Here is a 12,396-nt window from a genome sequence, read left to right on the forward strand (position 1 = left end):
ACCGGAGATGCGAATCGTTGTAGGCTCCGCAGACCGCCCTTGACCTGTGTGAAGCAGGCAGGGAGCAGACACATCGGGAGTATTCGCATGCTTCGCACCATGTTCAAGTCCAAGATCCACCGGGCCACCGTCACCCAGGCCGACCTGCACTACGTCGGATCCGTGACCATTGATGCCGACCTCCTCGACGCGGCGGACCTGCTGCCCGGTGAGCTCGTGCACATCGTGGACATCACCAACGGGGCCCGGCTGGAGACCTACGTCATCAAGGGCGAGCGCGGTTCGGGGGTCATCGGGATCAACGGGGCCGCCGCCCACCTCGTGCACCCCGGCGATCTGGTCATCCTGATCAGCTACGGGCAGATGGAAGACGCCGAGGCGCGCGTGTTCGAGCCGCGGGTCGTCCATGTCGACGGCGACAATCGGATCATCGAACTGGGTGTGGATCCGTCCGCCCCGGTTCCGGGAACGGACCAGGAGCGCAGCCCCCACGCGGTGGCTGTCTGAGGGGAGTCGGGACGATGTCGCAGACCGGGTCGAGTGAAGCGATCAAGCTCGTGGACGACCGCGCGGCCGGGCGGCTGCTGGCCGTCGAGGACGGGGCGGTGGTGGGGTACATCGCCTACTTCGTGCTCGCCGAGGCCCCCCACGCCCTCGTGGCGGTCCACACCATCGTCGAGCCGGGCCACGAGGGCCGCGGGATCGCCGGGAACCTGGTGAAGACCTTCTACGGGATCGCGGCCGACGAGGGCGTGCCCGTCGTCCCGCTCTGCCCGTATGCCGCGAGCTGGGCCGCCAAACACCCCGAGCAGGCGCCCGAGGCGCCGGCCGGGGTGGTGGCCGCGGCCAAGGCGCAGCTCGCCTCGGACTCCGACCTGTGGTGACGCCGTCCGCGCCGGACCTGACCCTGCTGCACACCTCGCCCGTGCACGCGCCGGTCTTCGACGCCCTGCGCGACCGGCACCACCAGGGAGCCGTCCTGCGCCACCTGGTGGTGCCGGAGCTGCTGGAGCGGGCCCGGGCGCTGGGACCCGACTCGCAGGCTCCGGCCGTGCGGGAGCTGCTGGCGGGCTGTGACGGGCCCGTCCTGGTGACCTGTTCCTCGATCGGGGCCGTCGCCGAGTCCCTGGCGCCGGAGCTCGGGGTCCCGGTGCTGCGTGTCGACCGCCCGCTGGCGGCCGCCGCGGTCCGTACCGGGGAGCGGATCCTCGTACTGGCCACCGTGGAATCGACGCTGGCCCCGACGGCGGAACTGCTGGCGGAGGAGGCCGGGCGGGCCGGCCAGCCGGTGTGGGTCCTCACCCGGCTGGTCGACGGCGCCTGGGACCGCTTCGCGGCGGGCGACGAGGCCGGCTGCCACCGCCTCGTGGCCGACACGGCGGACGCGGCCGCCGCAGCCGACGTGGACGTCATCGTGCTCGCCCAGGTGTCCATGGCGGGCGCGCAGGACCTGGTCACCACCGCCGTGCCGGTCCTGTCCAGCCCCGCCACCGGCCTCGCGGCCGCACTTTCCCCCTAGATCGTGCATAGGCGCCGGTACCGGGGCAGGCTGGAGGCATGACACAGCCTCCCGTTCCCGAACCTGCCCCGGTGCCGAATCCGTTCCCCGCTCCGGGGCCGCTGCCCCGGCCCGAGCCCCCGACACCGGGGCCCGTGCCCGAACCCGACCCGATCCCGCCGCCGCCCGGCCCCGCGCCGCAGCCCGCACCGGAACCGCTGAGCTGAAGCTGGGCGGGGCGGGGGGCAGGGGCGGCCCGCCGCGTCAGTCCGTACGGACTTCGGAGCGGTCGCCGCTCCACAGGGTGTGGTACGAGCCCTCGCGGTCGGTGCGCCGGTAGGTGTGCGCCCCGAAGAAGTCGCGCTGGCCCTGGGTCAGGGCCGCCGGGAGCCGCTCCGAACGCAGGGCGTCGTAGTACGCCAGCGAGGCCGCGAAGGCCGGTACCGGAATGCCCTGGCGGACCGCCGCCACCAGCACCTCGCGCCAGTCCTCCTGCGCGGCGCCGATCTCGTCGGCGAAGCCGGCGTCCGCCAGCAGGCTCGGGAGCTCCGGCCGGGCGTCGTACGCGGCCCGGATCCGGTCCAGGAACGCGGCGCGGATGATGCAGCCGCCGCGCCACAGCGAGGCCACGGCGCCCGGGTCCACGCCCCAGCCGTACTCCTCGCTGCCGGCCTGGATCTGGTGGAAGCCCTGCGTGTAGGAGACGATCTTCGAGGCGTACAGGGCCTGCTCCACCCGGGCCGCGAAGGCGTCCGCCTCGGCGGCGGGCAGCGGCGCGGCCTGCGGTCCCGCGAGACCCCGCGCGGCCGTACGCAGCTCGCCGTGGCCCGAAACCGCGCGGGCGAAGACCGCCTCGGCGATCCCGGACACCGGCACCCCGAGGTCGAGGGCGATCTGCACGGTCCAGCGGCCGGTGCCCTTCTGCTCGGCGGCGTCGGCGACCACGTCCACGAACGGCAGACCGGTCGCGGCGTCCGTGTGCGCGAGCACCTCGGCGGTGATCTCGATCAGGTACGAGTCCAGCCGGCCCTTGTTCCAGGCGCGGAAGGTCTCGGCGATCTTCGCGGGGGAGTAGCCGGCCACCTCGCGCAGCAGGTGGTAGGCCTCCGCGATCAGCTGCATGTCGGCGTACTCGATGCCGTTGTGCACCATCTTCACGAAGTGCCCGGCGCCGTCGGGGCCCACGTGCGAGGTGCAGGGCGTGCCGTCGGCGGCCTTGGCGGAGATCTTCTCCAGCAGCGGGCCGAGCGAGGCGTACGACTCCTCGGATCCGCCGGGCATGATGCTGGGGCCGAGCAGCGCGCCCTCCTCGCCGCCCGAGATGCCGACGCCCACGAAGTGCAGGCCCTGCTCGCGCAGCTCCTTCTCCCGGCGCCGGGTGTCCTCGAAGTGGGCGTTCCCGCCGTCGATGATCACGTCGCCGGGCTCCAGCAGCGGCGCGAACTCGCGGATCACCGCGTCGGTCGGCTCGCCGGCCTTCACCATGATGATCAGACGGCGCGGGCGCTCCAGCGCGTCCACGAACTCCTTCGCGCTCCCGGCGGCGACGAAGGTGCCCTCGTGGCCGAACTCCTCCACGAGCGCCGTGGTCTTGGCGGCGGTGCGGTTGTGGACGGCGACGGTGAATCCGTTGCGGGCGAAGTTGCGGGCGAGGTTGCTGCCCATCACCGCGAGTCCGGTGACTCCGATCTGGGCCGTGCTGCTGGTCATGTGCGTGCGCTCCTGAGTGCGTCGGCAGTGCATTCGATGTGCGGAGGAATGCAGGAACACCGACGCTACCCCGACGGAGATCCTTAACGGCGTCCTACATTCGGCGGGAAACCAACTTCCGCTCGAACGCGTTGTGTTGTGCGCCTTGTCATGCTCCGGTCGTGGCGTTAGGTTGCGAGGTTCCTGATGTCTTCGATGGGGGCTCCCATGGGTGTACGGGGCCGGCACCGCCGGTATCAGCCGAGCAGCATCAACCGTGCTTCGCTCGTCGTCACCGCGGGCGGAGCGGGGATCGCGCTGCCGCTGATCGGAGCGGGAGCGGCGCACGCCGCCTCGGTGGACACCTGGAACAAGGTCGCCACCTGCGAATCCACCAGCAACTGGAGCATCAACACCGGCAACGGCTACTACGGCGGACTCCAGTTCAGCCAGAGCACCTGGCGCGCCTTCGGCGGAACCGCGTACGCCGCCCGCGCCGACCTGGCCACCAAGGCGCAGCAGATCGCCGTGGCCGAGAAGGTGCTGAAGGGCCAGGGTCCGCAGGCCTGGCCGGTCTGCGGGAAGCAGGCCGGGCTCAGCCGCAGCGGGCCGGCGCCCGCGCTCGGCGGCGCGCAGGGCAGGGCGACGGGTCCCGCGAAGGCGGCGGCCCCGAAGGCCGTGGCGGCGGCCGCTCCCAAGGCGGCCCCGCAGGCCGCGCCCCAGAGCACGACGCCCCGCCCGGGGGGGACTTCCGTCCTGCCCAACCCGTACGTCGTCGCTCCCGGCGACTCGCTGTCGGAGATCGCCACCGAGCAGCACGTCGAGGGCGGCTGGCAGTCCCTGTACGAGACCAACCGGGCCGTCGTGGGCGGCGATCCGGACCTGATCTTCCCCGGGCAGCGGCTCACCCTGCGCGTGACGGCCGCGCCACCGGCGCCGCCCGCGCCGAACCCGGAGAAGCCGCCGCGCACGGCCGAACCCGTGAAGCCCGTGGCACCGGCGAAACCCGCCGAGCAGGCCGGTGCGAAACCGGCCGAAAAGCCTGCCGAGAAGCCCGCGGAGAAGCCTGCGGAAAAGCCGCAGACCCCCTCCGGAAGCTTCAGTGCCCCGGTCGACGCCGGCCTGGGCACCGCCTATCACGTCGCGGGCTCGTCCTGGTCCAGCGGCTACCACACGGGCATCGACTTCCCGGTGGCCACCGGCACCACGGTCAAGGCCGTCGGCAACGGCGAGGTCGTCTCAGCGGGCTGGGCCGGTGCGTACGGGTACCAGGTCGTCATCCGGCACCCCGACGGCCGCTACTCCCAGTACGCGCACCTCTCGGCGCTCTCGGTCAAAGCCGGCGCGGCGGTCTCCGGCGGACAGCGGATCGGCCGTTCCGGCTCGACGGGCAACGTGACCGGGCCGCACCTGCACTTCGAGATGCGCACGGGACCCGGCTACGGCACCGACATCGACCCGCTCAGGTACCTGCGGGCCCACGGGGTCTCCATCTGAAACCGGGGCCGCGGCGGAAGCCGGGGTCCCGACCGAGGTCCGGGTCCCGACCGAGGCCGGGGCCGCGGCCGGAGCCGGAGTTGGCCCCGACGGTACGAGCACCCGCGCTTCCCGGGGCGCGAGGGTGAGCAGGACGAGCCCGGTCGCCGCGGCGACCGCGCTCAGCAGCGCCGCGGCCACGCCGGCCGCCCCGTAGCGGAAGCCCTCGTCGAACAGCGCGATGCCGACCGCCGCCGCGACCACCGGGTTGGCCACCGTCACGGTGGCCAGCGGGGCGGTCAGCCCGGCGCCCCGGTAGGCCGCCTGCGACAGCAGCAGCCCCGTGGCGGCCAGGGCGGCGATCGCGGTCAGCTCCGGCCACAGCGTGACCAGGGCGTCCGGGGCGAAGCTCTCCGCCACCGACTTCGTGAACACCGAGGCCATCCCGAAGGCGGCCCCGGCCGCGGTGGCCAGCAGCACGCTGTGCGCGGTGACCCGCCGCACCCGGCGCGCGGCCAGGAACAGCACGGACACCAGGGCCCCGGTCGCCGTCAGGAGCAGGCTCTGCTCCCCGCCCGACAGGGACTGCTCGGCCCGCCCGCCCCCGCCGGTCAGGGCCAGCAGCCCGGCCAGCCCGGCCGTGGCCAGGACGGCCCCGCGCCAGGCGGCGGCCCCCGCCCGCCGCCGTACGAACACGGCCGCCATCGGGAGCGCGAACACGATGGTCAGGGCCCCGAGCGGCTGGACCAGGCTCAGCGGCCCGTACGCGAGCGCCACCACGTGCAGCAGGGCGCCGAGGCCGTTCAGCGCGATCGCGCCGTACCAGGCGGGCCGGCGCACCGGGGCGTACGACCGGCCGGTGGCGGCTGCCGCGACCCGCTCCTGGACGATCGCTCCGGCCGCGTACGCCACGGCGGACACCAGGCACAGCAGGACCGAAAAGGCTAGGGCGCTCATAAAAGTCACAATGCCCGAGTCGGGAGAGCTATTCCTCCCCCTGGAGGTGGGGACGCGTACGTCCTGGGGCGTACTCCCAACGCAGTAGCCGGGAGGGGCGGAGTGCGTTTGTCTTCCCGCCCGGAGGATCCGTACACTAGCCCTTTTGGGGACTTCCGCAGCCGGCGGACGCGGACGACTGATCAAGGAACGACAGCGGGTATGACGGTGACCGAAGACAGCCAGGAGCAGGGCCACGCCTTCGGGCCCGGCATCGACCCCGACCGCCTGGCCCTCTGCCTGAGCGTGCTCGACGAGCTCGACAAGATCGACGTCGACCACCCGGACGCGATCACCGTGCGCCGCGCCACCGCCGGTGTGTACCGGACGGTCAAGCAGCGCCGCCGCCAGGACCGCCGCGCCGCCAAGACCGCCAACGACAAGGCCGTCACCGAGGCGACCGCGACCGGCTCCGCCGAGCGCATCGACGACGAGACCGAGGGCCTGCTGCCCTCCTCGGTCACGGAGACCGGCCGGATCGCCGGAATACTCCAGCGCCCGCGCTCCTGCTACGTCTGCAAGGCGCGCTACGTCGAGGTCGACTACTTCTACCACCAGCTCTGCCCGGACTGCGCCGTCGAGAACCGGACCAAGCGGGAAGCCCGTGCCGACCTCGCCGGCAAGCGCGCGCTGCTCACCGGCGGCCGGGCCAAGATCGGCATGTACATCGCGCTGAGGCTGCTGCGCGACGGCGCGCACACCACGATCACCACCCGCTTCCCCAAGGACGCCATCCGCCGTTTCAAGGCGATGGACGACTCGGCGGACTGGATGCACCGGCTGGAGGTCGTCGGCATCGACCTGCGCGACCCGGCCCAGTCGGTGGCCCTCGCCGAGCAGGTGGCCGCGGCCGGCCCGCTCGACATCCTGATCAACAACGCGACGCAGACCGTGCGCCGCCTGCCCAGTGCCTACGCGGCGCTGGTCGAGGGTGAGAGCGCTCCGCTTCCGGCCGGCGAGCTCCCGGCCCACCACGTCATCGGGGCCTTCAACTCCGGCGCGGTCGACGGCCTGGCGGCGCTGCCCATCGGCGTGAGCGGGCTCGAGGCGCAGAAGGTCGCCGACCTCGCACTGGTCGCGGGCAATGCCAGCCTGGAGCGACACCTGGCAGGCACCGCCATCGACGCGGGCGGCCTGCTGCCCGACGTCGTCGACAGCAACACGTGGGTGCAGACCATCGACCAGATCTCCCCGGTGGAGCTGCTCGAAACCCAGCTGTGCAACTACACGTCGCCGTTCATCCTGATCAGTGCGCTCAGGCCGGCCATGGCCGAGGCCGCCCGAAAGGCGGCGGGCGGGCGGGCGTACGTCGTGAACGTCTCGGCGATGGAGGGCGTCTTCAGCCGCGGTTACAAGGGCGCGGGGCACCCGAACACCAACGCCGCCAAGGCCGCGATGAACATGGTGACCCGGACCAGCGGCCAGGAGATGTTCCAGACCGACCGGATCCTGATGACCTCGGTCGACACCGGCTGGATCACGGACGAGCGCCCGCACTTCGACAAGCTCCGCCTCGCCGAGGAGGGCTTCCACGCCCCGCTCGACCTGGTCGACGGCGCGGCCCGGGTCTACGACCCGATCGTCCGCGGCGAGCTGGGCGAGGACCTGTACGGGGTCTTCCTCAAGGACTACGCGCCCGCCAACTGGTAGGCCGCACGCGCCTGCGCACCGTACAGGCGCCCCGCGTCAACCGAGCGCCCCCGGTCCCCCTCCCGAGAGGGGCCGGGGGCGCTTCGCGTTCAGGCGGTGCGGCCGTAGGCCCCCGCCGCGAGCAGTTCCAGCACCGGGCGCCAGTCCTCCAGCACGCCCGCGTCCAGGACGGCGACCCGGCCCGCCTCGGCGGCGTGGCCGAGGGACTCCGTGTCGGGGCCGTGCCCGGGGGCCGGGGCGCCGGGCCCGTGGAGCCGTAGGAGCCGGGCCACCCGCTCGCCCAGCAGGGGGCGGACCGTCTCCGCCGGGTGGTCGATCAGCAGGCCTGCGACCTGCAGTTCCTTGTCGAAGGGGTGCGAACGGCGCAGCAGCGCGGCGACCCGCAGGCCGTGCCCCTCCCCGGGCCCGTTCCGCAGCAGGTCCATCAGTTCCCCGACGCTCCCGACGACCACCGGCACCTCGGACTCCGCCACTGTCGTTCCTTCCGTCGCCCGACCGCGTATCACCCGTATGGCGCCGTCGAGCAGATCAGCCGTACGCGACGCGCCGACGTGCGAGGTGATGAACTCGTGGCGAAAACAAGCTGTCCGGCGTGGATTTTACTATTCCATCGAGCGGGGGTGCGCTCATATGTGTACTCTGATCGCCATGAGAGCCCCACACGGGCCCTCGCTCCACCAAGGCGCCACCGCGTCCGGAAACCTCTTCTCTTCCCCGCACCGGCGCGCGGTTCGCCCGCCGGGTTACGCGACACAAAGGAGTGCGCGGTGACACCTGAAATGACGAAGACCGAACAGGCCCCGAAGGAACGGACGGGCTCGCGGAGCAGCAAGCGCCCCGAGACGCTCGGCAACCTGGAGGTCTGGGCCCGGTCCGCTCCCATCCGTCTCGCAGGCTACGAGGACGACCTCGCGGAGCCGCACATCCTGCCCGGCATCGACTAGGCACATCCGATGGGCCGCCGCCCGCCGTCCCGGTGCGCATACCCGGGACGGCGGGCGGCGGCATGCTCCGGCCGGAGCCCCGAAGTTCCCGGTACCCGTACGCCGTCGGCGTCATCGCTGTGGGCGATCAAGGGTTCCCCGCACCCCCGGTCGCGGGCAGGCTGACCTGCATGAAGCTGCTGATGCTGGGTGGAACCGAATTCGTCGGGCGCGCGATCACCGAAGACGCCCTGAGCCGCGGATGGGACGTCACCGTCTTCCACCGCGGACACCACGCGCCCCCGCCGGGGACCACGGCCCTGCACGGGGATCGCACCGCACCGGGAGGCCTGGACGCCCTCACCGAGGGGCAGTGGGACCTCGTCGTCGACACCTGGGGCGGCGCCCCCACCGCCGTGCGCGACAGCGCCCGGCTGCTGGCCGGCCGGGTCGGCCGGTACGTGTACATATCCAGCCGCTCCGTGCACACGTACCCCGCCGCGGCGGGGCTGGACGAGGACGGTCCACTGGTCGACGGCTCGCCCGACGCCGCTTCCGTGGGCTACGCCGAGGACAAGCGCGGCGCCGAGATCGCCGCCGTGGACGCCTTCGGCGACCGGGCCCTGCTGGTCCGTGCCGGGCTCATCCTCGGCCCGTACGAGAACGTCGGCCGCCTGCCCTGGTGGCTGAACCGCACGGCCCGGGGCGGTCCGGTGCCCGCCCCCGGACAGTACGGCCTCCCGCTCCAGTACGTGGACGTGCGCGATCTCGCGCACTGGACCCTGGACGCCGCCCGGGCCGGGCGCGGCGGCCCGTACAACCTGGTCTCCCCGACCGGCCACGCCACGATCGGCAGCTTCCTGGAGGCCTGCGCGAAGGTGACCGGCGGCGGCGCCGAGCTCCGCTGGACCGATCCGGCCCGGATCGAGGAGGCGGGCGTACAGCCCTGGACGGATCTGCCCGCCTGGATGCCCGAGGGCGAGATGCACGATCACATGTACGGAGCGGACGTCACCAAGGCGCTCGCGGCGGGCCTGAAGTGCCGCCCGGTCGAGGAGACCGTCGCCGACACCTGGGCCTGGCTCCGGGAACTGGACGGAGTCGCTCCGCAGCGCCCCGACCGGCCCGCCCCGGGCATGAGTGCCGAGCAGGAGGCGGCGCTACTCGGGCTCTGACCAGGCGGCCTCCGCGAGCCGGGTCGGCGGCAGGTACTCCCGTACGAAGGTGCGGTGCCACCACGCACCCGTCTCACGGAGTTCCCGCCACGTGGTGAACCGGTAGCGGTACAGGCGCGCCCGGACGTAGCGGGGCGGCGCGTCCGGGAAGGGGTTGTGGCGCAGGAGCTTCAGGGTGTCCCGGTCGCCCGCCAGCAGCCGTTCCACGAACGGGCCGAACCAGTCGCGGGCGTAGCCGGGGGAGAGCGCCGCGAACCACATGAGCCAGTCGAGGCGCAGGTGGTACGGGGCGAACTGGCGCGGCATCCGACGCACGTCACCCGGCTTGCCCCGGAACCCGTACTCCCGCCACGCGCCGTCCTCCCGGGGCCGGAGGTCCGCGGTGCCCTCGACCACCACCTCCTCGCGGATCCGGCCCACCGTGCCGAACGCCCCGTAGGTGTTGACCAGGTGGAGGGGATCGAAGGACCGGTTCATGACCTGGCCGCGCGAGATCATGTTGGCCACCGGATGCCGGCTCAGCACGAGCACCAGCACGGTCACCGCGCACACCAGCACCACGTACCACAGTGGCCCCTGCCGGGAGGCGGCTGCGGGCGGGCCGCCGGCGAACGCGCCGAAGTCGAAGGCCGGCAGGGCCGCCGTGATCGTGATCCAGTTCAGCCAGGCGAAGTTCCCCGAGACCACCAGCCACAGCTGGGTCGCCACGATGATCCCGGCGGCGTACGAGGCCACCGGCTGCGGGGTGAACAGCAGGACGGGCACGACCAGTTGGGTCACGTGGTTGGCGCCGCACTCCACCCGGTGCAGCGGCTTCGGCAGATGGTGGAAGAACCAGCTCAGCGGGCCGGGCATCGGCTGCGTCTCGTGATGGAAGTACAGACAGGTGAGCCGGCGCCAGCAGGGGTCGCCCCGCATCTTGATGAGCCCCGCGCCGAACTCCACCCGGAAGACCACCCAGCGCAGCAGCCACAGCACCAGCACCGGCGGCCCGGCCCGGGCGTTGCCGAGGAAGACGGCCAGGAAACCGACCTCCAGCAGCAGGGACTCCCAGCCGAAGGAGTACCAGGTCTGTCCCACGTTCACGATCGACAGGTACAGCAGCCACAGCAGCGCCCACATCGCCATCGCCGCACCCAGCGGCACCGCGTCCCCGGCCCCCGCGGCGAGCGCCGCCGCCAGGGCGGCCCCGGTCCAGGCGCAGGAGGCGAAGAACCGGTCGGAGTAGTGCAGGTGGAACAGGCTCGGGGCGCGGCGGAAGGGCACGTACCGCAGGTGGCGCGGTACGGGCAGCATGCCGTGCGCCCCGATCAGTGCCCGGAACTGCAGGGCGGCCCCGGCGAAGGCGAGGAGGTAGACACCGGCCAGGGCCCGCTGGAAGATCAGCCGCCCCAGCCAGTATCCGGGCGCCGTGAACCAGTCCATCGCCCCCAGTATCCGGCCGGCGCGCGCCGGGCGCCCGTGGCGAGGCGCCGCACGAACCGCCCGAGGCGCCGGACGTAGGCCTGCTGGAGGAAGGGGACGACCGGGCCCGCGAGGCGGGTGTACCAGCTCCCCGGGCGGCTGAAGGCGTTCACCTCGAACCACACCGAGCCGTCCGGCTCCATGTCCACCACGAAGGACTCCTCGCCGCACTCGGGATGCCCGGTGAGGGTTCCGTAGGCGAAACCGGTCCGCCGGGGCTCGTACGCGGTCCAGATCACCTCGCACGGGGCGTCGATCCGCACCGGGCCGATCCCGATCCCGACCACGACCCGGTCGCCGGGCCGGACGGGGAACGCTCCGGCCGTGACGAGCATGCCCGAGGCGCGGTGCGCGCGGAAGGTGGTGAGGGCGGCCCCGGCGGCGTCGAAGGCGGCCTGCCCCTGTCCGACCCGGGTGCGGTGGTGGGTGAAGTTGTACCCGGCGGGCAACGGCCGTCGGGCGGTGGCGCCCTGATCGGGGTAGTTGAAGGTGTTGCGGCCTTCGCTGATGAGGCGGGTCATGCCGGGATCTCCGTTCGGTCGGGCAGGGCGGTGACGGGTGCGGGCGCAGCGGCCGCCGCGGTCAGGCGGCGCCAGGCCAGCAGCGAGCACAGGCCGAAGCCGAGGGCGTTGCCGAGGCCGTGGGTCGCGGCCATCCAGGTCAGGGTCGGGTGCACGATCCCGGTGGCCTCGCCGAGCGCCCACCACAGGGCGAGCAGCATGGTGGCCACCAGAACGACCGCCGAGCACCCGAGCAGCGCCCCGGTGACCCGGTCCCGGGCCCCGGCGCCCGGGCGGAGGTCCCGCCAGGTCAGCAGGGCCACCGCCCACATGCCACCGGTCAGCGTCACCGCGCCCACCAGCTCGGCCCAGTCGTCGATGAAATAGCCGAGGAGCACGAGCGCCGTGCCGGCCGGGACGCTGTACGCCGCCCAGCGCGCGAGGGCTCCGTCGGCGGAGGCCCGGCACACCAGGCCTGCGACCAGGGCCGCGGTGAAACCGGCGAAGTGGAAGTGCGGCACGGTCAGGGCCAGGATGTCGAGGTCGAAGCCGAAGAGCCGGTATCCGGCGCGCTCGGCGACCAGGGCCGTCCCGGCGACCGAAGGCGCCACGAGCGCGGTGAGGACGGCGACCTCGGCGGGGCCGGGACCCCGCCCGGGCGTGCCCCGTAGGGCCGGGCCGGGGGCTCGTGGCGCCGGGGCCGCCGCCCGTACCGCCGGGACGGCCGCCCGTACCGCCAGGGCCAGGGTGGCTGCTGCGTAGACCGCCGCGAGGGCCGTGGCCGGGGCTCCCCGGGGCAGCCACAGGCAGAGCGCTCCGGGGGCCGCGAACAGCGGCCAGAGCCGGGCCGTCCGCCCGAACCGGACCGGATCGATCAGACGCAGGCCGGCCGGGACGACGTAAAGCATGCCCAGGGTGACGATCAGGTTCACGAGCACGGTCACAGCGGATTCCCCCTCCGGAACGAACGCATTGAACGCGTTCAATTCATGCTCGTGAGCGTAGATGCTCTCTTGAACATGTTC

At 73.0% G+C, this 12,396-nt stretch carries 12 protein-coding genes and 1 pseudogene; 7 read left to right on the plus strand and 6 right to left on the minus strand.

Annotated elements, in window-relative coordinates; all coding sequences use genetic code 11:
- The first annotated feature begins 87 nt into the window (after positions 1-87).
- The 3 genes from panD to ACFWNV_RS20870 are packed head-to-tail and all read left to right on the plus strand — an operon-like array spanning position 88 to position 1,519.
- Positions 88-507, plus strand: coding sequence for an aspartate 1-decarboxylase (gene panD, locus ACFWNV_RS20860; RefSeq protein ID WP_383948972.1), 420 nt, complete (start codon positions 88-90; stop codon positions 505-507).
- A gap of 14 nt (positions 508-521) precedes the next feature.
- Positions 522-884 (plus strand): GNAT family N-acetyltransferase, encoded by a 363-nt coding sequence (locus ACFWNV_RS20865; RefSeq protein WP_383948975.1) that lies wholly within the window; start codon positions 522-524, stop codon positions 882-884.
- On the plus strand, positions 878-1,519 hold the full coding sequence (locus ACFWNV_RS20870; protein ID WP_383948977.1) for an aspartate/glutamate racemase family protein: 642 nt from the start codon (positions 878-880) through the stop codon (positions 1,517-1,519). Before ACFWNV_RS20865 ends, ACFWNV_RS20870 begins: the two co-directional genes overlap by 7 nt.
- Positions 1,520-1,762: 243 nt before the next feature.
- On the opposite strand, the gene gndA is transcribed toward ACFWNV_RS20870, so the two are convergent.
- Positions 1,763-3,208, minus strand: coding sequence for an NADP-dependent phosphogluconate dehydrogenase (gndA, locus tag ACFWNV_RS20875; protein WP_383948980.1), 1,446 nt, complete (start codon positions 3,206-3,208; stop codon positions 1,763-1,765).
- Positions 3,209-3,415: 207 nt separating this feature from the next.
- On the opposite strand from gndA, the gene ACFWNV_RS20880 reads away from it, so the two are divergent.
- On the plus strand, positions 3,416-4,684 hold the full coding sequence (locus ACFWNV_RS20880; protein ID WP_383948985.1) for a transglycosylase family protein: 1,269 nt from the start codon (positions 3,416-3,418) through the stop codon (positions 4,682-4,684).
- Positions 4,685-4,846: 162 nt separating this feature from the next.
- Here the strand turns inward: ACFWNV_RS20880 and ACFWNV_RS20885 are convergent.
- Positions 4,847-5,620: pseudogene (locus tag ACFWNV_RS20885) on the minus strand (DMT family transporter); the annotation flags it as partial.
- A 201-nt stretch (positions 5,621-5,821) separates the two neighbouring features.
- Here ACFWNV_RS20885 and ACFWNV_RS20890 point away from each other — a divergent pair.
- On the plus strand, positions 5,822-7,309 hold the full coding sequence (locus tag ACFWNV_RS20890) for an SDR family NAD(P)-dependent oxidoreductase (RefSeq protein ID WP_383948988.1): 1,488 nt from the start codon (positions 5,822-5,824) through the stop codon (positions 7,307-7,309).
- Positions 7,310-7,398: 89 nt separating this feature from the next.
- Here ACFWNV_RS20890 and ACFWNV_RS20895 read toward each other — a convergent pair whose 3' ends face one another.
- Positions 7,399-7,734: a hypothetical protein gene (locus tag ACFWNV_RS20895; protein ID WP_383949043.1), complete on the minus strand. Its 336-nt coding sequence runs from the start codon at positions 7,732-7,734 to the stop codon at positions 7,399-7,401.
- Between the two features lie 342 nt (positions 7,735-8,076).
- Between ACFWNV_RS20895 and ACFWNV_RS20900 the strand changes: the two genes are divergently transcribed.
- Together ACFWNV_RS20900 and ACFWNV_RS20905 are read left to right on the plus strand one after the other, a co-directional pair.
- The gene (locus ACFWNV_RS20900) at positions 8,077-8,253 is read left to right on the plus strand and encodes a hypothetical protein (RefSeq protein WP_383948992.1); all 177 of its coding nucleotides are present in this window, start codon (positions 8,077-8,079) and stop codon (positions 8,251-8,253) included.
- Positions 8,254-8,423: 170 nt separating this feature from the next.
- The gene (locus ACFWNV_RS20905; RefSeq protein WP_383948995.1) at positions 8,424-9,407 is read left to right on the plus strand and encodes an NAD-dependent epimerase/dehydratase family protein; all 984 of its coding nucleotides are present in this window, start codon (positions 8,424-8,426) and stop codon (positions 9,405-9,407) included.
- On the opposite strand, the gene ACFWNV_RS20910 is transcribed toward ACFWNV_RS20905, so the two are convergent.
- Genes ACFWNV_RS20910 through ACFWNV_RS20920 form a run of 3 tightly spaced genes read right to left on the minus strand, consistent with a single transcriptional unit; the run spans position 9,393 to position 12,315 of the window.
- Entirely contained in the window at positions 9,393-10,832 is a 1,440-nt protein-coding gene (locus ACFWNV_RS20910; RefSeq protein WP_383948998.1) for a lipase maturation factor family protein, read from the minus strand. The genes ACFWNV_RS20905 and ACFWNV_RS20910 overlap by 15 nt on opposite strands.
- Positions 10,790-11,392 (minus strand): DUF1990 family protein, encoded by a 603-nt coding sequence (locus ACFWNV_RS20915; RefSeq protein WP_383949001.1) that lies wholly within the window; start codon positions 11,390-11,392, stop codon positions 10,790-10,792. The genes ACFWNV_RS20910 and ACFWNV_RS20915 overlap by 43 nt, the downstream gene beginning before the upstream one ends.
- The gene (locus ACFWNV_RS20920; RefSeq protein ID WP_383949004.1) at positions 11,389-12,315 is read right to left on the minus strand and encodes a YndJ family protein; all 927 of its coding nucleotides are present in this window, start codon (positions 12,313-12,315) and stop codon (positions 11,389-11,391) included. Before ACFWNV_RS20920 ends, ACFWNV_RS20915 begins: the two co-directional genes overlap by 4 nt.
- Between the last annotated feature and the right edge of the window lie 81 nt (positions 12,316-12,396).

This window comes from Streptomyces sp. NPDC058401 (assembly GCF_042722885.1).
GTDB lineage: Bacteria > Actinomycetota > Actinomycetes > Streptomycetales > Streptomycetaceae > Streptomyces.

Excerpts from the sequence above, each read along its gene's own strand:
- ACFWNV_RS20890 (WP_383948988.1), top strand. The coding sequence starts at position 5,822 with ATGACGGTGACCGAAGACAGCCAGGAGCAGGGCCACGCCTTCGGGCCC.
- ACFWNV_RS20910 (WP_383948998.1), bottom strand. The coding sequence starts at position 10,832 with ATGGACTGGTTCACGGCGCCCGGATACTGGCTGGGGCGGCTGATCTTC.
- ACFWNV_RS20915 (WP_383949001.1), bottom strand. The coding sequence starts at position 11,392 with ATGACCCGCCTCATCAGCGAAGGCCGCAACACCTTCAACTACCCCGAT.
- ACFWNV_RS20865 (WP_383948975.1), top strand. The coding sequence starts at position 522 with ATGTCGCAGACCGGGTCGAGTGAAGCGATCAAGCTCGTGGACGACCGC.
- panD (WP_383948972.1), top strand. The coding sequence starts at position 88 with ATGCTTCGCACCATGTTCAAGTCCAAGATCCACCGGGCCACCGTCACC.
- gndA (WP_383948980.1), bottom strand. The coding sequence starts at position 3,208 with ATGACCAGCAGCACGGCCCAGATCGGAGTCACCGGACTCGCGGTGATG.
- ACFWNV_RS20905 (WP_383948995.1), top strand. The coding sequence starts at position 8,424 with ATGAAGCTGCTGATGCTGGGTGGAACCGAATTCGTCGGGCGCGCGATC.
- ACFWNV_RS20895 (WP_383949043.1), bottom strand. The coding sequence starts at position 7,734 with ATGGACCTGCTGCGGAACGGGCCCGGGGAGGGGCACGGCCTGCGGGTC.
- ACFWNV_RS20880 (WP_383948985.1), top strand. The coding sequence starts at position 3,416 with ATGGGTGTACGGGGCCGGCACCGCCGGTATCAGCCGAGCAGCATCAAC.